The sequence below is a fragment of the Gilliamella sp. W8123 genome (assembly GCF_016101085.1).
GTDB classification, from domain to species: domain Bacteria; phylum Pseudomonadota; class Gammaproteobacteria; order Enterobacterales; family Orbaceae; genus Gilliamella; species Gilliamella apis.
This window is the reverse complement of record NZ_JACFRE010000005.1, coordinates 74,119-96,503: the sequence shown is the minus strand read 5'-3', so window position 1 is coordinate 96,503 and position 22,385 is coordinate 74,119. Positions and strand designations below refer to the sequence as shown.

Sequence of the window (22,385 nt, the reverse complement as noted above, 5' to 3'; positions counted from 1 at the left end):
ATTAGAGGTAAATGTAATGGAGAATTTAAATGAAGTGGCTAGCTGGGATGATGCGGTTTATTTAATTCAACGTAAAGATCGTGTAGGCGGTGGCGTTAGAGGCATTGCAAATAAGCCACACATGGCACTGGCAAATCGAACACAATATCTAAAAAAAGCTGTAGATGAAAATACTGAGGCATTAACACTAACATTATCCGCATCTAATAATAATCCCAATTTTAATGCACAAAATAATCGTATTGAAAATCTAAACAATCCCGTCAATTTAAAAGACGCGGCAACTAAAGATTATGTTGATGTGTCAGATGAGCTATTACAAAAACAAGTAAATGAACTGAAAGAAGCACAGATCGGTTACGAAAATGTAGGTAACTTTAAAGCTGGATGCACATTAAATACTCGTAATGAAATTGTCTATGATGAAGTTACAAGGAAATATTATGCTTGGGCAGGAAATCTTCCGCATGTTGTTTTACAACATACAAATGTTGTTGATGAAATAGCAAATGGACAACCATGGCTAGTAATTGAAAATTCAAACGAATTTAATGCAAAAATTGAAAGCATTAAACAAACAGTTCAAAGTGTAGCTACACGTTTTTATGGTTTTAGAAAAGAAGGGGCAAAATTGATTTTAGAGTGCGCTGGGAATATTGACAATAAAACATTGCTAGTCTCAGATTTTATTGAGTGGTTAATGGCACCCGGCGGATGTGAATTTAAAATTAAAGATAAAGATCTATTAATGATTATATAAAACGGAGGTAAAAATGGTAACTATAAATTTGGGAAACATCAGGTTTAACTGGTGTGGTGAATATAGTGAAACAACGACATATTATCAAGATGATGTGGTTGGTTGTAATGGTTCAAGCTACATAGCAAAAAAAACAAATAAAGGCATTAGCACAGCTGATCGTGATGCGTGGGATCTGATGGTCGCTGGAGCGGAAAAACCCTACGTGATTGGTGAACAAAAATTAATGCCGTTTCGTGCATCTGAATTGCCGCCTGGATGGTATTTTAGAAACGGTGATAATTATTTACTAGATTCGCCACCCGGGCGAGCGTTAGACAGTCTATCGGCAAATTATAAAGAAGACTATAAAATCACTATAAAAGTAATTAATGGTCAGCAATATATCAACGTACCCTCAGCTTTTTCGTCTGATGGACGTGGTTTTTTTGAGCGAGCTGTTGATGGAACGACTCGCCAGGTAGGTAGTGTTGAAGATGACGCAATTCGTGAAATTTGGGGGCATTTCGATTCGGGCGTTGTTGATAATCATGTCAATTATGCAAAAGGAGCTTTTGCTGGGTCAAGCGCTATAAATCCAAATGGCGGAGCGTTTCAACCAGCAAGAGACTGGCGCGCATGGGGTTATGAGTTTTTCGCATCACGAGTTGTACCAACCGCTAACGAAAATAGACCAATTAATGTCGGCATGACGCCAGCTATATATTTAGGAGTTTAATATGATTAATTATTATTTTGACAATACAAATGCACTAAAACCATTTACACATGAATTAGAAGCGAACGATGACACGTTACCACCAGATAATGCATTACGCATACCTCCCGAATTCAAAAACGGTTATTGGCCGTGTGAACAGAACGGCAAATGGGTATTAGTTGAAGACCATCGCGGTAAAACAGTTTATAACACAGAAACTAAAGAATTGGTTAAAATTGATTATTTGGGAGAAATAAAAGAAGGGTTTACGCCACTAGAACCGTTTCAGTTTTCAAAATGGAACGGTAAAAAATGGGTTTTAGATGAGGACGAACAAAAAGCGTTTAAAATAAAACAAAATAAAGCTCAAAAAAATTTATTGCTAAACGAGGCAAATGAAAATATATCAATTTTGCAAGATGCTATTGATTTTGACATGTCAGAAAATGGCGATGAAGAAAAACTAAAGTTATGGAAAAAATACCGAATTCTATTAAATCGCATTGACGCATCAGATATAAATGTAATTTTTCCAGAAAAGCCGTAAAATGTAATTTATTTTCATATTTAGAAATACGCGGCGCAACTAATTATCAATTGATTCACTGTATAATTATCGCGCGTCGCATCATATAAATAAAAAATTAAAATTAACATCATTGGAAGCAAGAGTATATATCATGAGTTTTTTGGCTATTTTACTGCTAGCATTAGCCATGTCTACAGATGCCTTTGCGGTAGCGATTTGTCGTGGCGTATCATTAAAATCAACGCCGTTTTTAGGCGCATTAAAAGTGGGGATCTTATTTGGTTTTGTTGAAGCCATCACGCCATTACTAGGTTGGTTAATTGGTTATATTGCCTTACAATATATTGAAAGATGGGATCATTGGATTGTTTTTACCGTTATGCTATTGTTAGGTCTAAACATGATCTATCATAGTTTTAAACAAGATAACGATGACAACTGTGATGCAAAACCACTTCCTTCATCAAAAAAATCATTTCTAATATTAGTTCTTACTGCGATTTCAACAAGTATTGATGCATTTGCTGTTGGTGTCGGATTAGCACTTGCCAGCGTTAATATTTATATTGCCGCCACCATGATTGGGCTTGCAACCTGTATCATGGTTACGTTGGGCTTATTGCTAGGTAAAAAAATTGGTTGTTTAATTGGTAAACAAGCATCATTTATCGGTGGCATCGTTCTTATTGTCATCGGTTCAATCACATTGTACCAACATCTCGCTATATAATTTTATTCTTTACTTAAGTTTAGATATAAAAAAACCCCCAGTAATTGGTTGTCCAACTATTGGGGGGCACTTCACATATTGGAGTGGTTTTTTATTTTGACTGGCTAAATAGGGGAATTACATCATTCCGCCCATTCCTCCCATGCCGCCCATACCACCAGCAGCACCTAAATCAGCTTTATCATCTTTAGGTAAATCAGTAACCATACATTCAGTTGTGATCATAAGACCTGCTACTGATGCAGCATATTGTAATGCACTACGTGTTACTTTAGTTGGATCTAAAATACCCATGGCAATCATATCACCATATTCTTCAGTTGATGCATTGTAACCATAGTTACCTTTACCGCCTTTAACCGCATTAACCACAACAGAAGCTTCTTCACCGCAGTTAGTAACGATTTGACGTAATGGCGCTTCCATTGCACGAAGAGCAACTTTAATACCAACGTTTTGATCTTCGTTTGCACCTTTAAGGTCTAAAATTGCAGAAGCAGCACGAACTAACGCAACACCACCACCAGCAACAACACCTTCTTCAACTGCTGCACGAGTCGCATGTAATGCATCTTCAACACGTGCTTTTTTCTCTTTCATTTCAACTTCAGTTGCTGCACCAACTTTAATTACTGCAACACCGCCAGCTAATTTAGCCACACGCTCTTGAAGTTTTTCTTTATCGTAATCAGAAGTTGATTCTTCGATTTGTTTACGAATTTGTTCAACGCGTGCATTAATTAATGATTCTTCACCAACACCGTCGATGATAGTTGTGTTATCTTTATTAATAACCACACGTTTAGCTTGACCTAAATCTTCAAGTGTTGCTTTCTCAAGCTCTAAACCAATTTCTTCCGAAATTACAGTACCAGCAGTTAAGATTGCGATATCTTGTAACATTGCTTTACGACGATCACCAAAACCAGGAGCTTTAACCGCTGCAACTTTAACAATACCACGCATAGTATTCACAACTAATGTTGCTAATGCTTCGCCTTCAACATCTTCAGCGATGATTAATAAAGATTTACCTGCTTTAGCAACGGCTTCTAATACTGGTAATAATTCACGGATATTAGAGATTTTTTTATCTGCTAATAAAATATACGGGCTATCTAATTCAACAGTCGCAGTTTCAGGTTTGTTGATGAAATATGGTGATAAATAACCACGGTCAAACTGCATACCTTCAACAACATCTAATTCGTCTTGTAAACCAGTACCATCTTCAACAGTGATAACACCTTCTTTACCAACTTTTTCCATTGCTTGAGCAATTAAAGTACCAACAGTTTCATCAGAGTTTGCTGAAATAGTACCAACTTGGGCAATCGCTTTAGAATCAGCACATGGTGAAGATAATTTTTTAAGCTCTTCAACTGCTGCAACAACTGCTTTATCAATACCACGTTTTAAATCCATTGGATTCATACCAGCAGCAACGGCTTTTAAACCTTCGTTAACAATAGCTTGAGCAAGTACAGTTGCAGTAGTAGTACCGTCACCAGCTGCATCGTTTGCTTTTGAAGCTACTTCTTTAACCATTTGCGCACCCATGTTTTCGAATTTATCTTCTAATTCGATTTCACGAGCAACTGACACACCATCTTTAGTGATAGTTGGCGCACCAAATGATTTATCTAATACAACATTACGTCCTTTTGGACCTAAAGTTACTTTAACTGCATCAGCTAATACATTAACGCCTTTAAGCATTTTAGCACGAGCGTCATTTCCAAATTTTACATCTTTAGCTGCCATCTTCGTATTTCTCCTAAATTCTGTATATAAGTTAAATTATCTGCCAGTTATTCTTGAACAATGGCTAAAATATCGCTTTCTGATAAGATAAGCACTTCTTCGTTATCAATTTTTTCTGTTTTAACGCCATATCCTTCATTGAAAATTACGATATCACCAACTTTAACATCTAATGGTTGAACTTGACCATTTTCTAAAATGCGACCATTACCAACAGCTAAAACTTCACCACGTGTTGATTTACCTGCTGCTGAGCCAGTTAACACAATACCGCCAGCTGATTTTGATTCTACTTCTTTGCGTTTAATGATCACACGATCATGCAATGGACGAATTTTCATTAGTTATCTCCTAGCACTAATTTTTACTTAAGTAATTATTGACAATAAATCATAAAATTATGATATGTATTATATAGTGCATTATAGATGGGGATTAATTTATATTCTTCAAGAGAATAAAATAAAAAAATTTTCTAATTGATTAATTATTCGTCATCTTTCCGTTCAAATTCTCCTTCGATCACATCATTATTTACTTGTACATTGCGACTAGAAGAAAATGAATAAAATTTAGTAGGAAGTTTTTTAACAATAAAGCGCACAATATATTCCTGAACATATGGAATTAATAAAATTCCCCCTAGGATATCAGTTAGAAAACCTGGAATAAATAAGAAAAAACCAGCAAATAATAGCGAAACACTATTAATAATTTCTTCTTTTGGGCTTTGTTGATTAGCAATCTTTTGTTGCATAAGGCTTAAATTTTTTAACCCTTGCTTTTTAATTAATGAAAAACCAATAATCGAGGTAGCAATAATGCCGATTAATGCAAGCAATACCCCCACTGAATTAGCAACTGCGATAAAAAAACTAATCTCACAATAAACATAAATAAAAAATATAATAAAACCAATAATTCGCATACAAAAATTCCTCTAAATATAGAGCGACATTATTTTCAATCGACTATTAAGATGGTGATGATTAGTTAAATTTCAACCAAACAGTTTATATTTTTAAAAATATCTTACAAAAAGGATTGACGAATAATCTCTAATCGTGTTTAATACAGCTCCATTGTTGCCCGGATAGCTCAGTCGGTAGAGCAGGGGATTGAAAATCCCCGTGTCCGTGGTTCGATTCCGCGTCCGGGCACCAATCACCAAATTTTAAGACCTGCTTCTAGCAGGTTTTTTTATGTCTAAAGCCTTTTCCAAGCTACCTTCCAAAGGATTTTCTTTGTCAACCGATGTCAACTGAGATTACCCCATATCAAGTGCAAAATCGGATACAAACCCGGATACATTTGGTTCGATAATGGCGTGTATCCATAAAATGGCTGTAAAGCCTTTATTGGCAAGGGTTATAGAGAATTGCTTGTAAAATTCATGTTTCTTTATTTAATTAGAATTGAGGTTATTATTACGTTTTATGGCAGCAATCACCAAATTTTAAGATTCGATAAATTCGAGTGGATAACCATGATGTTCAGCCAGTTTATCCAGATAACGGGTAACTCTACCAGCCGACAAGCTGACTGCAATATCAATGCCTAATGCCTTACGATTAAAGCCATCTATCACATTATTGAAGTTCTAAATCGGCGTTGATTGCAACTGCTGTCACTCATAAAATTCATTGATCAGCATTCAACTTGTTTATTGGGTGCTAATAGTTTTTCAGGGCTTCGCGGAGCGAGCAATACACTGTTTATGCTTTATCCTAAGATTAAACCTTAATTCACAATACACCCGTTTATGGTTCCATTTATAACTCAGCTTTCTGATGCGATTAAAACATTTGGCAAAGCCCCAACGTAAATGCTTATTAGTCATCGTACTGAGTACCGATATAATCACCAAATTTTCCTCAAGTTGATAATAGTAAGCAAAGCAGCTTAAGCCAACGATATTGCAGCTCATGGCAATATTAATAGAATGACTTTCTTACAATTGCACTACCCAAACTTTACGTTTCTTAGTAGGCACTAGAGCTTTTTTGTAATTTCCTTCTGGAGCTGAGCTTTTAAACTAAGTTCAACAACCATCTGCTTAATCTTAAGATTTTCAACTTCTTTTAAGATAGATATAATTTGATGTTCAGTCATTTTTTCATGGTTAAATCCTCTGTGGATTAATAAAGAGAATGTTCTACTCTTTTACTGTAATATTTTAGGGAGTAGTTACAGATTTTTTAATATCAATAGTAAAGGTTGATAATGTTTGAGTCTATGAACCTTTATACCTTTTTCTTTTAATCCATCAAATGTAGGTGGAGTATTAATTTCATGAAGAAGATGTAAATCTATATAGATAAGGACTTCGCTCCCACCTAAGGAATCAACAATATGTGATCACCAAATTTTCTAAAAAATTTATTTTAGGATTCATCGATATCACCAATAGACGTTAAAGGTTCTTTCTTTTTAGAGAAAGAAACAAAACACAATAAAGATGCAAATGTTAAAATAGCTACAACCGCCCAAACTGCTCCCCATCCATAGCCATGTGCAATACTAGATACTAGAATAGGTGTTAAAAAATATGCAAAAAATACTGTGGCACCAACCATACCCAATGCAGTTCCTGCTCTTTCAACACCAGCTTTTACAGCTGCTTCAGTATAAGCAAGACCGTGCCATGCATGTCCAAATAAACCCGTTAATACAAGAAAAGCAACACCTGAGTAAGTGTTATTCACCATTAAACAAAGTATAAAAGAAGCAATTCCACTTAGTACGGCATAATACTTCAATAAAGAAATACGATTCTTTTTCCGATCAGTATAATAACCTGACCAAATTCTGAGAATTCCACCACCTATTTGAACACCAATGAGAATGATAGAGATCAAAGTTAAATTGATATCGAGAACATCTCTCATATAAACACCTCCAAAGGTAAGTACTGCCATTTGCGGTACAGTTAGAAAGCCTGCGGCGATAACAACTTTCCAAACGTCAGCACTTCTCAGTGGTGACACGGTAAGAGTAGATGTTTTTACTTGTTTGAATTCATTTTGTTTAGAGTTAATAAAAAACAAAACAGCAAAGCTGACAGTTAAACCTATTACAGCTAAGGCTAAAAAAGTCACTTCAAAACCATATGAATATGCTAGCCAAGGAAGTAAACCAGTACCAATTGCCCCACCTACTGGAATTGCAGTTTGGCGAACACTCATAGCAAAGCCTCGCTCACTATCATCAAACCATTGCATTACTGTTCGACCTGATGACGAGTTAATACTACCGCCACAAGCTCCAGCCATTGCCAAAGCAGCTCCTAAATGTAAATATTTAATTCCACTATTTGAATTTCCTGGTGTAAACCATAATGCTATAACGACAAATACCAGTGTTGATGACCATAGCCCTAAAATTAGAACTGTCTTATCGCCTAACTTATCCGTGATGATTCCCCAAACTATCTCAGAAGCTGCAACACCAAGTCCCATTGAACCTAAAACAAAACCAAGTTCATGCAATGAAAAATTGTAAGATTCTCGCATTAAAATTCCAGTTATAGGAATGCCAGCAAACCCCATTGCGAATGTTGCTTGTGCCAACACTCCGATTCCAAGCACAAACCAACGATAATTATTTTTTTTATTCATATATTTGTATTTCCTTAATTAAGAGTTTAAATTTAGTGTTTTAGATTCTGTTTATAGGTGACGCAAATTTTTTACTCGACTCGCTGTGCCTTTTAGCTCAAGTAGAAAAATCACAATTTTGATTAATGAAATGAACTGTTTAGTCATTTCATCAATAGATTGTGAGCAAGTGATGTTATATTTATTTGCTAGGCAAATATCATTATCTGTAGCCACGATCTCTATAGTGTGATTTTTACTTCCAACAATAGCATTAAATACAAGCTCAACATCTTTATTCAATGCCCTAGAAAATCTTGTAATTTCAGACCAAGTAATACTCCGACAAATCAATTTTATTGCTTCAAAATCAAATGTAGATGAAGCTGGAAATCCTTATTCGATATGATTAACTCCAAATGACTTTAACTTTAGAGTTATTTGGAGTTTATGTATTGGATTCATCACGTTTTGTGATGTTTGTTCCTTGTCATTTGACGTTGTATCTAAAATTGATATTTTTTTCATTTTACAATTTCCTTTTTTTCTTTATAATGAAAATACATACTATTATGTATGTTAATAAATTTACTAAGACTTGTACACTATTAAATTAAACTAGTTTTAATACATTGATTAATAATTGTAATTTAATTTGATTATGGTTAAATAATTTAATTAATAACATACCAATAAGTATGTTTTAATTTAAAAGGAGATAATGATGACAAATGTAGCTATTAATGGTTTTGGTCGTATTGGACGAAGTTTTATACGTGCATTGCAAGAGAGTTCGAATGATATCAACGTCGTTGCAATCAATGATTTAGGCTCAATTGAGCAACTAGCTCATCTTTTAAAATATGACACAGCTTTTGGACGTTTTACTAAAAGTATCGAAGTAAAAAAAGATTATTTAGTTATTGATGGTTACGAAATTGCTGTTTACCAAGAACGTTATCCTGAAAATCTTCCATGGGCTAAACATAAAATTGATGTTGTTCTTGAATCAACAGGAATATTCAATGATGGAAAAAAAGCACAAGCACACATAAAAGCTGGGGCTAAAAAGGTTCTGATCTCCGCACCAGCCTCAAATGTTGATTTGACTATTGTACAAGGTGTGAATAACCATATGTACAATAGGAATGAACATCACATCATTTCAAATGCTTCATGTACTACAAATTGTTTAGCACCTTTAGTAAAAGTAATACATGAAAATTTTGTTATTAAATCAGGATTTATGACTACTATTCATGCTTATACTCAAGATCAGAATCTTCAGGATGGCCCACATCGAGATATGAGGCGAGCACGTAGTGCAGCTCAAAATATCGTCCCGACGTCAACTGGTGCAGCACAATCAATTGGTATAGTTATACCTGAATTAAATGGAAAACTGGATGGTGGTTCGATACGAGTTCCAGTTATCACCGGTTCAATGATAGATCTGACAGTAGAACTAGAGAAAGAAGTGACAGCACAATTAGTAAATAATACCATTAAGGACGCAGTTAAATCCGAAGAAATGGAGGGTATTCTTGTTTACACCGAAGATGAAATTGTTTCATCTGATATTATTCAAAATCCAGCTTCCTCTATTTTTGACTCTAAACTGACTAAAGTTATAGATGGTAAATTACTCAAAGTTGTTAGTTGGTATGATAATGAATGGGGGTTTTCAAATCGTTTAGTGGATACAATATTGCAAATGAAATAATTATTTAATAAGATCATACCATCTTAGGATGGTATGACGTTCTGCCGCAAAAATGAATACAAAACGAAATTCAAAAGAAAAACTAATCAAAGCTATGGCTGTTCTTTTGTTAGAGAAAGGTCTAGCCAATACAAGCCCAAATGATATTTTGACTCGTGCAGAAGTTGGTCAAGGTAGCCTGTATCATTATTTTCAGGGTAAAGAAGATTTATCACTAGCAGCAATAAAATATAATGTAGAGCAATTAGTAAATTTCAATACGTTAGTTTTAAGTTCTGATAAAAATGCATATGATAAACTTTCAGATCTTCTATTAAAATCCCGTAATATAGATAGAGGGTGTTTAGTTGGTCAACTTGCTCGAGATAGATCGATTATGGAAAATAAAGGTTTAGCTGCGGAAGTTAATCGTGGATTTGAGTCAATGAAACAAACTTTAGAAAGTATCATAAAAGTTGGGATTTCTGAAGGTACTATCTCTAATATTCTCGCTCCGTTAGAAGCCGTAACACTTATTATGTCTACTTCGCAAGGTGCTTATATTATAGCAAAAGGATTGCAAGATGATTCCTATTTCCACTTAGCTATTAATACCCTATTGAAAATATTTACTCCGTAACATAATTTTTACAGTTTCGTTTGTTTTTTTGCTTTTCATTTATCAATTTCACAAATTGCTGGTCGTGGATAAGATAAACGATCCTCGCCCGAAAAGTAGACAAAAGTCACCTCTATGATATAAACAAAAATCATAGGAGACACATATCATAGTCAAAAAATTTAGTGTCTAATTCAAACAACAATCTTTTGATTATGCGTTATCTCATGCACACATTCCTATAAGTGAACTTACCAATCACTTAAGAATAGGCAAATCAACCCTAGATAAGTAGAAAATTATGCAGCTTGTTTTAATGGTTAATATTCACTGACGTTTATGCTTTTAAGTTATTTCTTTTATTTTTAAATAACACTTCAATTGTATCGCAATTTTATATACAACATATACTACATGTACTTTCATACTAAATTAAAAACAATAATTAAAATGAGAACTGAAACCAAAGAATCTCTTATTAATATTAGAGCTAAAGTATTCCCAAAAGAATTGATTGATATTGCAACATATTTAATATCTAAATCACGTACTGATTTTATTTTAGAAGCGACCAGCTTAAAGGCTGAAGATATTTTGCTTAATCAGTGTTTTTTTAATCGACGATAAACAGATAAATCCCTTCAATCATGCAATTGAAGTTTTTTTGATAGTAATAAAAAAATCCAAGCTTTATTACCTCGGAAGTCACCATGGTAAAAATAGAAGCACCACACATTATTCAATGTACATCATGATGTTACATCATTTAATTATGAAGAGTTGTCTTTGAATGAATGATTGAAGAAAAATCTATAAAAAATTAGAAAAGTAATGTTTCGGTACATTTATGGTATGTAACAATAACAAAATAATTGGCTTTTATTGTTTATCAACTGGTAGTATCTAACATTGAGTAGATTTAAGCGCAATATGCACGATCCTATTTTAGGCACCAATCACAAATTTTAAGATCTGCTTCTAGCAGTTTTTTTATATCTATAGCCTTTTCCAAGCTACCTTTCAAAGGATTTTCTTTGTCAACCGATGTCAACTGAGATTACCCCATATCAAGTACAAAATCGGATACAAACCCGGATACATTTGGTTCGATAATGGCGTGTATCCATAAAATAGCTTTAAAGCCTTTATTTGTAATGCTTAAGAGAAATTGCTTGAGCGCTACCTTTTATGATCAGTATTTTTTCATACTAACTCAAATTTTTGTGAGCAGATCACGTAAAATGGAAACCACATAGTTGAAAAACTATTTTGGGATTTCGATGGCAAAAACATCTTATTATCTCGAATAAAAAGAGATTATTAGCAATAATCTTCTATTTTGGTATTAATTATCGATATAAACATCAGTGCTGACTTTTGTTTGCTTGATTTAATGTACAATACGAATGATATGTAGTATTAAATAGAGGATTTCTTCATTTGAAATCGTGATATTAAGCTGATTGATTAAATATTTTTTAATGACATTTGCACATTTAAACTCATCTGGATATTGCCTAATCACCTGTTGAAAAACAAAATCATTATCAGATTGTAGCTGCTTCTGCTCAAAAATACGCTGAATAAAAAACTGCATATGAGTTAAAAAGCGTGAATAATGTAACGATTGTTTATCTATTCGAATTGCAAAATTAAATTGAATAATATTGAATATATCCTTCAACATTTTAACGGACAATAACGTGTGCTGCATAGTTTGTTGATGTGATTGGCCGTTAACTAAATGAAAGGCTATGTTACCGGCTTCCTCCTCAGGTAAACTAATATTAAGACGTTGGTTTATATAGGTTATGCCGTACTTTGCAACTTCAAACTCTTTAGGATAAAAGCTTTTCACTTCGTATAACAAGCGATTTTGAATAACCACTCCTGAATAATATCTTTCAATAGCATAATTGAGGTGATCTAATAAGGTAAAAAATAGCGTTTCTCTAAAGGTAGTTTGTAATGTTTTGCTCGCATAATCTAACAAAAATCTCGTTAACTCGATGTAATCATCAGGTAATGATTCAATTAAGTTAAGATAACCTTGAATATCTGTTATTTGTTGTAAAACAAAACATTTCTCAATCTGCTCAGCATCGAGCAGATCACCAACTTTAGCATTAAAACCGATCCCTTTTCCCATCAGGATCACCTCGTTATTATCACTATTTTTGGATAATACTAGGCTGTTATTTAAAATTTTATCGACTTTAAATGTTATCATAACTATTACGTCAATTTATCCAACTGACCATTAGCCTTAATTAATTTCTGATACCAAAAATAACTCTTTTTCTTGATACGTTTCATATCTTTTAAATCAAATTCGCCTCGATTAACATAGATAAAACCATAACGCTTACCATAACCTTGATGAGTACTTACCACATCAATAACAGACCATGGGCAGTAACCAATAAGTTCAACACCATCGGTGATAGCCAATTGCATTTGGGTTATATGTTGGCTAATAAAGTCGATGCGATAATCATCGTTAACAGTATTATCTGCATTAAGTTTATCTGGAGCACCAATGCCATTTTCAGTAATTAGAATTGGTAAATTGTAACGTTCATAAACTTTTCTTAAAGTTAATCTTAAACCAATAGGATCAATTACCCATCCATAAGCCGTTTTGTTGACAAAAGGATTTTCCGCCGCTCGATAAACGCCCTGTTCACCCAGCATGATTTGTTGATCGCCAGCTCTGGCTGATATATCGGAAGCATTTCCTTTACTGGCGGCAATTGTTGCTGTTGAATAATAATTCATGGCAATAAAATCAGGTTGAGCATTTTTTAATACAACGAGATCCTCTGCCAAAATTGTTGGGCAAAGCCCTCTATCCTGTAAATAACTTAAAAATAACGCATTATAGCGCCCCAAAATAGCGGTATCGAGGAAACTCCAACATCGAATAGTTTCCCAATTATGAGCTGCTATAGCATCTTCAGGTCGGCAAGTTTCAGCATACATTGAAGTGATATTTAATGCTGGCCCAATTTTAGCATTGGGACAAAGAGTGTGGCATAGCTGCATAGCTTTAGCCTGAGCGATAAACATATGGTGATTTTGTTGATAGAGTGTTTTCTTATCTGGTAATTTACCATTTTCAGGAACACCAATTGCACCAGGATGAAGAATCATGGTGTTTTGTTCATTAATTGTTAGCCAATATTTAACTTTTTCACCAAAATTTTGGAATAGAACTTCAGTATATCGGACAAAAGCATCAATGGTTGATCGTTCACTCCATCCCCCTTGTTTGTCCAATTTATAGGGTAAATCAAAATGATATAGAGTTACTATTGGTTCAATATCATAACGTTTAAGTTCATCAATTAAGTTGTGATAAAAAGCTAACCCTTGTTGATTAACGTCACCAATACCATCTGGAATAATACGCGTCCAAGCAATAGAAAAACGATAGGCTTTTAAGCCTAATTCAGCAAAAAGCCGCACATCTTCTTTATAATGATGATAGTGATCACTTGCTACTTTAAAATCGGCTACATCTTCAGGATGACAATACATATCGACAATTGACGGAGATTTTCCATCTTCATCCCATGCCCCTTCAAACTGATAAGCCGATGTTGATCCTCCCCATAAAAAATTTTGAGGAAACGGTTTTAATGTTTTATAGAGCATGATTATCACCTTGATTTGCTTTTTTAACTAATATCAGATCATCACCTATTGCCACCATATTTTTCTTAAAATTTTCAACAAAATACTGATCTGAATGTAAAATAATTATTGGGGTAGTTGTCATATAACCAGCTTGATTGATAGCAGCTAAATCAAATTCAATTAACTCATCACCAATATTAACCCGCTGACCTTGTTCAACTTTAGCTGTAAAAAATTGGCCACCTAACTTAACGGTATCTAGTCCTATATGGATCAAAATTTCAATACCCTGATCACTTTTTATACCGATCGCATGTTTTGATTCAAGTAAACTGACAACCTTACCACTAATTGGTGCAACAACTTTACCTTGATTAGGCTCAATGGCTATACCATCACCTATCAAATTTTTTGAAAAAACATCATCTTTTACTTCTGATAGTGGTATTACTTTTCCTGTTAAAGGACTGCTTAAGATAACATTACTCAAATCAGCAGCGACAGAGTTATTTGTTGAAGATAATGTTGATTCTGTATCAATAGTTTTAATCAAATCATCCTCATCAATTGGATCATCAAATCCCATAAACCATGTCAATACAAATGTTACGACTATCGCAATACAACATGTCACCAGAGCATGAACAATATTCATCGGGTTATCGCCTATAAAAGCAGGTAAACCAGCTAATCCTGGTGATACAAAAGCATAACGTAATAATCCAGATACCCCTGCATAAACGCCAGCAACTCCACCACCTATCATTGAAGCGATTAATGGGCGTTTTAGCTTTAAGGTTACGCCATACAATGATGGTTCAGTAATACCTAATAATGCGGTGAAACCAGCAGAATACCCAAGTTGTTTTAGATTTTTATTTTTAGTTTTGATTGCTACACATAATGTAGCTGCACCTTGTGCTATATTTGAGGCTAGCATACCAGGACCATTAATCATTTCAGAACCATTACGACTTAACTGTCCTGTTGCGATTGGTGTCATTGCCCAAGCTGTACCGGTAATAATTAAAAATGGCTGTAATCCGCCCATTAACATTGGAATTAACCAACTAGCTTTACTATTTATATAACCCGCCCCTTGTGCAACTAAATCATTTAGTAAGATGCCAAATGGACCAATAATCACTAATGCTAATGGCCCTGCTATCAATAGAATAATCATTGGTTTGATAAAAAATTTTATCATTGATGGAGTCACTTTTTCAGCAAAGCGCTCAATATAAGACATTGCCCATACGGTAATAATGATAGGTAATACAGAACCTGCATAATCGGCTAATTTAACCGGGATACCAATAAAAGAAACATCTTGACCCAACGCCATTAATTTTCCTAAATTGGGGTGTAACATTGCACCTGCAATAGTCATAGCTAAAATAGGATTACACGAAAATTTACTTGCAGCACCATACGCTAACAAAATAGGCATAAAGAAAAATGCCGCATCAGCCAACATGTCCAACAAATAATAGGTATGGCTATCTGGCGATAACACCCCCATTAACTTACATATAGCTAATAACGCTTTAATCATCCCCGCACCAGTTAATGCAGGAATTACAGGCGTAAATGAAGTGGATATAATGCCAATAATATATGAAAGTATCCCTTCTTTCTTTTTGCTTCTTACCTTGCCATGTTGTTGGTTAGATAAATTCTGACTAATAGCTTGATACACTTGTTGGACTTCGTTACCGATCACTACTTGGAACTGCCCCCCACTATCTACAATACTAATAACACCAGTTAATTTCATGATTGCATCACAATCAACAATATTTTTATCAAAAAGATCAAACCGTAAACGAGTTGCACAATGAGTCAAGGAATTAACATTATCTTTTCCCCCAACTAACCGCAAAATTTGTATTCCTAACTGTTGATAATCCATATATACACTCACTCTAAAAGATCCAAAAAAAAAGACCAAAACAAAAACTCACCTTCTAGATAAGTTTTTGTTTTGGTCCTGCCTGAATTAAATCAGTAACATGCCTTAATGGATCCGATAGTATATATAACTAATATTTATTTCAAATTAAAATTCAAGAAATGTGATCTATATCTTATTTTATATAACTTAGATAATTACATTGCTATGCGTTAATTAAGCGCGAACTTTAATATTTTTGCTAATTTTTAAGGAGCCTTCAATTTCAGCTTTGTGCAATCAATTGAACTCTTTATTTAATAAAATAACCCAAATAATCCACTGTGAATAATCACTAATCATCTTTAGGGGAATGTGTTGAAGAAATTACTGAATCAACAAAAAGGCAATATATATTATAATGGTGTTGAATACCCTTTACCGGAACCAGTATATTAATATCTAAGTAACCAAGATCCTCTACTCCAACCAAAACCTAAAATGGACAGATTCTATCTTTAATCTTCTGTCCTTTATTTTTAACTTCGTAAATGATTCTTTTATAGTTTATTTACTTCATATCTTAATAAATTAAAACAATTAGTTAACTTAACAGTTATTCTGCGGTAGCGATTGAGATCTAGTTCACAGTTCTTCTAAATCAAAATTGACTCAACGCCAATTGTATGTTTGTATGCTATTAAACAGGCATGTGACTGGTAGAGCAGGCAGGACCTTAATAAATTGCGTAGGTAAAACAGCATTTTATTAGGTTCTGCTTTTTTTTACCACTAACAAAAGCAATAGGAGATAGTAATGGATTATCAAAAAATAGCCGTAACCATTCTAGATAATATTGGTGGCAAAAGTAACATCGCGCATTTAGAACATTGTGCAACAAGGCTAAGATTTACCTTAAAAGATGATAACCTAATTAATATTGCGGCTTTAGAAAAAATTGAGGGTGTTATAGGCGTACGGCAAAACGTTCAATGCCAAATAATTATTGGTAATGAAGTGGTTGAAGTTTATAACGAAATAATTAAATTAATTGGCAACATTAACGAAAATAGCGTTAACCATCAGCCTAATAGCAAGAAAAAAATAAGTGCTATTTTACTCGATTTTCTTGTTTCAATTTTTCAACCATTAATTCCAGCAATTGCTGGCGGCGGTCTGTTGAAATCTTTTGTAATACTGTTTGCCATGCTCGGATTGATTGATGAGAATGGATCGAACTATAAAATTTTGCAATTAATTGGTAGTGCGCCCTTATATTTTTTACCGATACTGGTCGCATTTACCACCGCGAATAAATTAAAAGCGAATCCATTAGTAGCGGCATCCGCGGTAAGTGCGTTAATCCTTCCTGATATGGTGGCTCTACTACAAAAGGACAGCACCCTCTTCTCTTTGCCTTTAGAGAATATCAATTATGCGTTTCAAATATTTCCAGCCATTTTAACCATCCTTTTTTATTCTGTTGTTGAAAAATTTTTCACGAAATATTCATTTAAAGTTATTCGTCTGTTCTTTGTGCCAATGATGAGTTTAATCATTACCGTACCGGTCTCGTTACTGTTACTTGGTCCCCTTGGCTACAACGCCGGTGTGATATTTTCTAAATTTATTATATTTTTTTATACCCATTTTTCATGGATTACCACCGGATTATTAGCCGCGGTACTTCCATTTATGGTTTTTGCCGGCATGCATAAAGCAATGCTGCCTTATGCCATTGATGCAATGGGTAAAACTGGATGTGAAATGTTATATATGCCGGCTTCTTTAGCACACAATATTGCTGAGTCAGGTGCTTGTTTTGGCGTAAGTATTAAAACTAAAAATAGTAAATTAAAATCGATTGCTTTATCTGCCGGATTATCCGCCCTTTTTGGTATTACCGAACCTGCGTTATATGGTGTGACAATTGTAAATAAAAAAATTCTTTATAGCGTGATGACCGCTGGTTTAATTGGTGGCGCTTTTGCTGGCATTATTTTATTAAAAGCATTTGTTCTGGTAGGTCCAGGTTTAGCCAGTATGACCATGTACATTGATAAAGACAATGCGATGAACATAGTCTGGGCATTTGTGACTTTAGGGATATCGTTTTTAGTGGCATTTATTCTTTCCGCCATACTATTCAAAGATAGTGTTGAGATTGATGATGAAAAGATAAATAACAACACTAAAAATATAACTAAAGATGAAGTTATCCAAATTAGAAGCCCGATTAAGGGTAAAGTGATACCAATGACGGAAATTAACGATAATGTTTTCTCTACTGGTATTGTTGGTCAAGGTATCGGTATTATTCCCAATGATGGCGTTTTAAAATCACCCTGTAAGGGGGTTATCGCTATGATATTCCATACTAAACATGCTCTAAGTATTCAATTAAATAATGGCGCTGATCTGCTTTTCCATATAGGAATCGATACGGTACAACTCAATGGTAATGGTTTTGAGACACTGGTTAATGTTGGCGATATTGTCGATATTGGTGATGATTTAATTAAATTTGATATCAACATCATTAAAAATAAACAACTAGATCCTACTGTAATATTTTTAGTCACCAATCCAGAAGACTATACTATTTCTACTTTTAATGAAACTAAACAAGTCACTAACGACGATACTATTTTAGAAATTAAGCCAAAGATATTAAGCTAAGGAGAGTAACCAATGAAAAATTTAGCATTTCCAGATAATTTCTTATGGGGCGGAGCGATAGCCGCCAATCAAATCGAAGGCGCATGGAATATTGACGGCAAAGGAATTTCTGTTGCAGATATAGCAACCTATAAACCAAATCTCGATGTCAAAGATTATGTTGCTCATATGGCAGTAACCAGTGAAGGAGTAATGGCGGCGATAAGCGATCCTTCTGATAAAAATTATCCGAAACGACGAGGGATTGATTTTTATCATCGTTATAAAGAAGATTTAGCGCTTTTTGCTGAAATGGGATTTAAGACATTACGCTTATCCATTGCTTGGACCAGACTGTTTCCGACTGGTGAGGAACTTACACCAAATCCTGAAGGCGTTGAGTTTTATAAAAATGTTTTTAAAGAGATGAAACGACTGGCAATAGAACCTATTGTGACCTTATCACATTATGAAATGCCAGTAGCATTAAGTATTAAATATAATGGTTGGGTAAAACGTTCAGTAATTGATGATTTTGTCCGTTTTTCTACCGTTTGTTTTGACCAGTTTGGCGCTTATGTAAAATATTGGTTAACCTTTAATGAAATAGATAGTATTTATCGACACCCGTTTACTACAGCCGGAATTATTCCGGATAAATGTAAAGACGGGCAACTTGAACAAGATATCTATCAAGCTTTACATCATCAATTTGTAGCAAGTGCATTGGTTACCAAAATCGCCCGCGAAAAAATTGCAGATTGTAAAATAGGCTGTATGCTCACTAAATTAACCACTTATCCATTGACATGTAAGCCAGAGGATGTGGAATTGGCGTTGCAAAAAACCTTAGACAATTATTTTTACGCCGATGTACAAATTAAAGGTGAATATCCTAAACTTACATTGGCTAATTTAAAACAAAAAGGAATTGATATTAAGTTTGAAGAGGGCGATAAGCAACTTCTTAAACAAAATACCGTCGATTTCTTATCTTTTAGCTACTATATGTCAAAAGCTGAATCGACAAATCCTGATGCTGATCGCATACCCGGTAATACGATTATCGGCGTTAAAAATCCTTACTTAAAATCCACAGAATGGGGCTGGCAAATCGATCCTAAAGGGTTAAAAATTTCACTAATTGAACTCTATGACCGCTATAATATTCCAATGATGATCGTCGAAAATGGGATTGGCGCAATTGATAAGTTAGAGGGCGACATCGTTCATGACCATTATCGAATCGAATACTTTAAAGAACATTTTAAACAAATGAAAGAAGCCATTGATGAGGGCGTGGAGTTAATTGCTTATACCAGTTGGGCACCAATAGATTTAATCAGCGCCAGTACTTCGCAGATGTCCAAACGTTATGGTTTTATCTACGTAGATCAAGATGATGAAGGTAATGGCACCTTAGCTAGATATAAAAAGGAATCATTTTATTGGTATAAAAAAGTGATTGAAACCAATGGTAAAGCTATTTACGACAAATAGCTGGAGTGTGAATAATGATTTTGGTGGTAAAAGTATTAAATTCTAGTGTCGTTTTAGTTGAAGAAGAGGGTATCGAAAAAATCGTATTAGGGAAAGGCATTGGTTTTGGTAAAAAGCCCGGTGATACCATTGATGATGAGCGAGTGGATAAAATATTTTTAGAAAAAAATATTAAACTTTCCTATATCACCGATTTAGCGAAAGAAGTCCCTTTTCAATTTTTTCAGATAACCAAAGAAATCATCACATTAGCTGAAAACAACTTAAACAGAAAACTGAATAATAATATTTATTTAACACTGACAGATCATATTTACTTTGCGGTTGAACGAGTTAAAAAAGGTCTGTTTATACCCAATAAATTATATTGGGAAATAAAAAATTATTATCCGCAAGAGTTTAATATCGCTAAGCAAGCTATTGAGTTACTCAATGCCAGATATAATCTCACTTTTCCTGAAGAAGAAGCGAGTAATATTGCATTTCATCTCATTAACGCTCAAACCACGACCACGCAAAATCTTAATACGTTTCAATATGCCAAAATGATAAATTCAATAGTGAATTTGGTGAAGTATTCCGTCGGCGTGCCAATAGATACCTCATCAATTCACTATAGCCGTTTTATTACCCATATTAAATTTTTTGTAGAACGATTTTATGCCAATAATCAATTACAAGAAGATAATAACGATCTTTATCAACAAATATCCTCGCTTTATCCTTATGCGATGCATATTGCAGAAAAAGTAAAACAGTACATCGATCAAACTTATCATAGCTCAATATCTGATGATGAGGTGGTCTATTTGGGGATTCACATTAATAGACTAATACGCAATACCAAATGAATAGTCTTAGATTTTTATCTAAACAGGTTACGCTAAAGTAAGCAATCCTTTTTAGATAATTTTTCTTCTCTTATCAGATAACAAATTGTGATATTAATGGTTTTGTGTTAGTTTCTTTGTCTCAACTAACTACATTCATTATTGGCTTTGCCAAGGTCTAACTATGCCCAATTCATCTGCTAAAAAAGTCGCTTTTGCTGCTTTTATTGGTACTACCATTGAATGGTATGATTTTTATATCTATGCGTTAGCATCAGTCTTAATTTTTGGTCAGCTTTTCTTTCCTTCTGATAATCAATTTGTGCAAGTTTTAGGGGCATTTGCCTCATTTGCAGTTGGTTTTTTATCTCGACCATTAGGCGCAATAATTTTTGGCCATATTGGCGATCGATTAGGGCGAAAAAAATCGCTAATTATCACCTTGCTATTAATGGGGATTGCTACAACATGTGTTGGTTTGTTACCCTCTTATCAACAAGCAGGAATCATCGCACCGATACTGTTAGTTGGATTACGTATTTTACAAGGTATTGCTGTCGGTGGTGAATGGGGTGGCGCAGTATTAATGGCCAATGAACATGCTCCCAAAGGCTTAAAAAACTTCTTCTCATCGTTTGCTCAGTGGGGTAGTCCGGCAGGTAATATCCTCGCATTATTGGTTTTTTCTTATATCATTAGCTTGCCTACAGATAAACTTATAGATAGCGGTTATTGGCGCATCCCGTTTTTAGTCAGTTTTATTCTATTAATTGTTGGTATTATTGCCAGAATTACCTTAACCGAGTCACCCGTATTTATCGAATCAGCTAAAAAGCAAGCTAGCTTGAAACAAAAAGAGTCAGTGCCAATTATTGAGGTGTTTAAACGGGCAACGTCAATATTGGTATTAGCTATATGCGCCAATGTACTATCATTTAGTGGTATTTTTTCTAATACGCTAATGATTGGTTATACAACAATGGCACTAGGGGTTGAGAAGAAGATCATCGTTGATGCACTATTTTGGATTGCAATGGTACACTTTATTGCGCAACCGTTTATCTCTTATTTTTCAGAAAAGTTTTCAGCAACACGCTTTTTAATTATTTCAGCAATATTAGCGATGGCATCCGTATTTTTGTTATTCCCAATTATTCAAGCAGGAACAAAAACCAGTTTTATTATTGGTATTTCATTAAATGTGATCTGTTACAGTGGTTTCTATGGAGTAATAGCGGGTTATTTAAGCCGAATTTTTCCTGCTAGAATTCGCTATACCGGCTTATCCATGAGTTATCAAGGTTGCGCAGCTATTTTTGGTAGCCTTATTCCATTGATCGGGGGTTATATTATCTTTACCTACCAAACTTATTGGTTACCATTAGCACTATTTTATTGCGGATTAGCAATGCTATCCATTATCAGCATCTATCTTTTAAGCCATTATCACTATTATGATGAATAAAA

Annotated in this window: 19 protein-coding genes, 1 tRNA gene and 1 pseudogene; 12 read left to right on the top strand and 9 right to left on the bottom strand. The window is 34.3% G+C overall.

The window, feature by feature from the left end:
* The first annotated feature begins 16 nt into the window (after positions 1-16).
* The 4 genes from H3T56_RS07435 (at position 17) to H3T56_RS07420 (ending at position 2,719) form a co-directional block, all read left to right on the top strand.
* Positions 17-760 carry a hypothetical protein gene (locus H3T56_RS07435; protein WP_198192397.1) on the top strand — a complete coding sequence of 248 codons (744 nt, stop codon included), beginning with the start codon at positions 17-19 and terminating at the stop codon, positions 758-760.
* Positions 761-773: 13 nt separating this feature from the next.
* Positions 774-1,478: a hypothetical protein gene (locus H3T56_RS07430; protein WP_198192396.1), complete on the top strand. Its 705-nt coding sequence runs from the start codon at positions 774-776 to the stop codon at positions 1,476-1,478.
* Between the two features lies 1 nt (position 1,479).
* The gene (locus H3T56_RS07425; protein WP_198192395.1) at positions 1,480-2,007 is read left to right on the top strand and encodes a tail fiber assembly protein; all 528 of its coding nucleotides are present in this window, start codon (positions 1,480-1,482) and stop codon (positions 2,005-2,007) included.
* Positions 2,008-2,140: 133 nt separating this feature from the next.
* Entirely contained in the window at positions 2,141-2,719 is a 579-nt protein-coding gene (locus tag H3T56_RS07420) for a manganese efflux pump MntP family protein (protein WP_034901053.1), read from the top strand.
* Between the two features lie 117 nt (positions 2,720-2,836).
* Here H3T56_RS07420 and groL read toward each other — a convergent pair whose 3' ends face one another.
* From groL to H3T56_RS07405, 3 genes are all read right to left on the bottom strand, one after another.
* Positions 2,837-4,483, bottom strand: coding sequence for a chaperonin GroEL (gene groL, locus H3T56_RS07415; RefSeq protein WP_065613631.1), 1,647 nt, complete (start codon positions 4,481-4,483; stop codon positions 2,837-2,839).
* 47 nt (positions 4,484-4,530) lie between these two features.
* The gene (locus H3T56_RS07410) at positions 4,531-4,824 is read right to left on the bottom strand and encodes a co-chaperone GroES (RefSeq protein ID WP_034901049.1); all 294 of its coding nucleotides are present in this window, start codon (positions 4,822-4,824) and stop codon (positions 4,531-4,533) included.
* Positions 4,825-4,970: 146 nt separating this feature from the next.
* Positions 4,971-5,411: an FxsA family protein gene (locus H3T56_RS07405; protein WP_034901046.1), complete on the bottom strand. Its 441-nt coding sequence runs from the start codon at positions 5,409-5,411 to the stop codon at positions 4,971-4,973.
* 159 nt (positions 5,412-5,570) lie between these two features.
* Between H3T56_RS07405 and H3T56_RS07400 the strand changes: the two genes are divergently transcribed.
* Positions 5,571-5,646, top strand: a tRNA-Phe gene (locus H3T56_RS07400).
* 293 nt (positions 5,647-5,939) lie between these two features.
* On the opposite strand, the gene H3T56_RS11690 is transcribed toward H3T56_RS07400, so the two are convergent.
* The 3 genes and pseudogenes from H3T56_RS11690 to H3T56_RS07390 all read right to left on the bottom strand — a co-directional run.
* Positions 5,940-6,071, bottom strand: a complete 132-nt coding sequence (locus H3T56_RS11690; RefSeq protein WP_255542242.1) for a hypothetical protein — start codon at positions 6,069-6,071, stop codon at positions 5,940-5,942.
* Positions 6,072-6,867: 796 nt separating this feature from the next.
* The gene (locus H3T56_RS07395; RefSeq protein ID WP_198192394.1) at positions 6,868-8,100 is read right to left on the bottom strand and encodes an MFS transporter; all 1,233 of its coding nucleotides are present in this window, start codon (positions 8,098-8,100) and stop codon (positions 6,868-6,870) included.
* 51 nt (positions 8,101-8,151) lie between these two features.
* Positions 8,152-8,463 (bottom strand): annotated as a pseudogene (locus H3T56_RS07390) (hypothetical protein); the annotation flags it as partial.
* Positions 8,464-8,800: 337 nt separating this feature from the next.
* Between H3T56_RS07390 and gap the strand changes: the two are divergent.
* The 3 genes from gap to H3T56_RS07375 all read left to right on the top strand — a co-directional run bounded on the left by gap (position 8,801) and on the right by H3T56_RS07375 (position 11,027).
* Positions 8,801-9,802 carry a type I glyceraldehyde-3-phosphate dehydrogenase gene (gene gap, locus H3T56_RS07385; RefSeq protein WP_034901042.1) on the top strand — a complete coding sequence of 334 codons (1,002 nt, stop codon included), beginning with the start codon at positions 8,801-8,803 and terminating at the stop codon, positions 9,800-9,802.
* Positions 9,803-9,854: 52 nt separating this feature from the next.
* A complete protein-coding gene (locus H3T56_RS07380) occupies positions 9,855-10,421 on the top strand; it encodes a TetR/AcrR family transcriptional regulator (RefSeq protein ID WP_034901040.1) in 567 nt (188 codons plus the stop codon).
* 429 nt (positions 10,422-10,850) lie between these two features.
* Positions 10,851-11,027: a DUF1778 domain-containing protein gene (locus H3T56_RS07375; protein WP_086356990.1), complete on the top strand. Its 177-nt coding sequence runs from the start codon at positions 10,851-10,853 to the stop codon at positions 11,025-11,027.
* Between the two features lie 763 nt (positions 11,028-11,790).
* On the opposite strand, the gene H3T56_RS07370 is transcribed toward H3T56_RS07375, so the two are convergent.
* The 3 genes from H3T56_RS07370 to H3T56_RS07360 are packed head-to-tail and all read right to left on the bottom strand — an operon-like array spanning position 11,791 to position 15,951.
* Positions 11,791-12,630 (bottom strand): PRD domain-containing protein, encoded by an 840-nt coding sequence (locus H3T56_RS07370; protein WP_034901038.1) that lies wholly within the window; start codon positions 12,628-12,630, stop codon positions 11,791-11,793.
* A 5-nt stretch (positions 12,631-12,635) separates the two neighbouring features.
* On the bottom strand, positions 12,636-14,057 hold the full coding sequence (locus H3T56_RS07365) for a glycoside hydrolase family 1 protein (protein WP_198192393.1): 1,422 nt from the start codon (positions 14,055-14,057) through the stop codon (positions 12,636-12,638).
* Positions 14,047-15,951 (bottom strand): beta-glucoside-specific PTS transporter subunit IIABC, encoded by a 1,905-nt coding sequence (locus H3T56_RS07360; RefSeq protein ID WP_198192392.1) that lies wholly within the window; start codon positions 15,949-15,951, stop codon positions 14,047-14,049. Before H3T56_RS07360 ends, H3T56_RS07365 begins: the two co-directional genes overlap by 11 nt.
* A 795-nt stretch (positions 15,952-16,746) precedes the next feature.
* Here H3T56_RS07360 and H3T56_RS07355 point away from each other — a divergent pair.
* From H3T56_RS07355 to H3T56_RS07340, 4 genes are all read left to right on the top strand, one after another.
* Positions 16,747-18,609, top strand: a complete 1,863-nt coding sequence (locus tag H3T56_RS07355; protein ID WP_198192391.1) for a beta-glucoside-specific PTS transporter subunit IIABC — start codon at positions 16,747-16,749, stop codon at positions 18,607-18,609.
* Between the two features lie 12 nt (positions 18,610-18,621).
* Positions 18,622-20,088, top strand: a complete 1,467-nt coding sequence (locus H3T56_RS07350; protein ID WP_198192390.1) for a glycoside hydrolase family 1 protein — start codon at positions 18,622-18,624, stop codon at positions 20,086-20,088.
* Positions 20,089-20,102: 14 nt separating this feature from the next.
* Positions 20,103-20,939 carry a PRD domain-containing protein gene (locus tag H3T56_RS07345; protein WP_198192389.1) on the top strand — a complete coding sequence of 279 codons (837 nt, stop codon included), beginning with the start codon at positions 20,103-20,105 and terminating at the stop codon, positions 20,937-20,939.
* Positions 20,940-21,102: 163 nt separating this feature from the next.
* The gene (locus H3T56_RS07340; RefSeq protein WP_198192388.1) at positions 21,103-22,383 is read left to right on the top strand and encodes an MFS transporter; all 1,281 of its coding nucleotides are present in this window, start codon (positions 21,103-21,105) and stop codon (positions 22,381-22,383) included.
* The last annotated feature ends 2 nt before the right edge of the window (positions 22,384-22,385 follow it).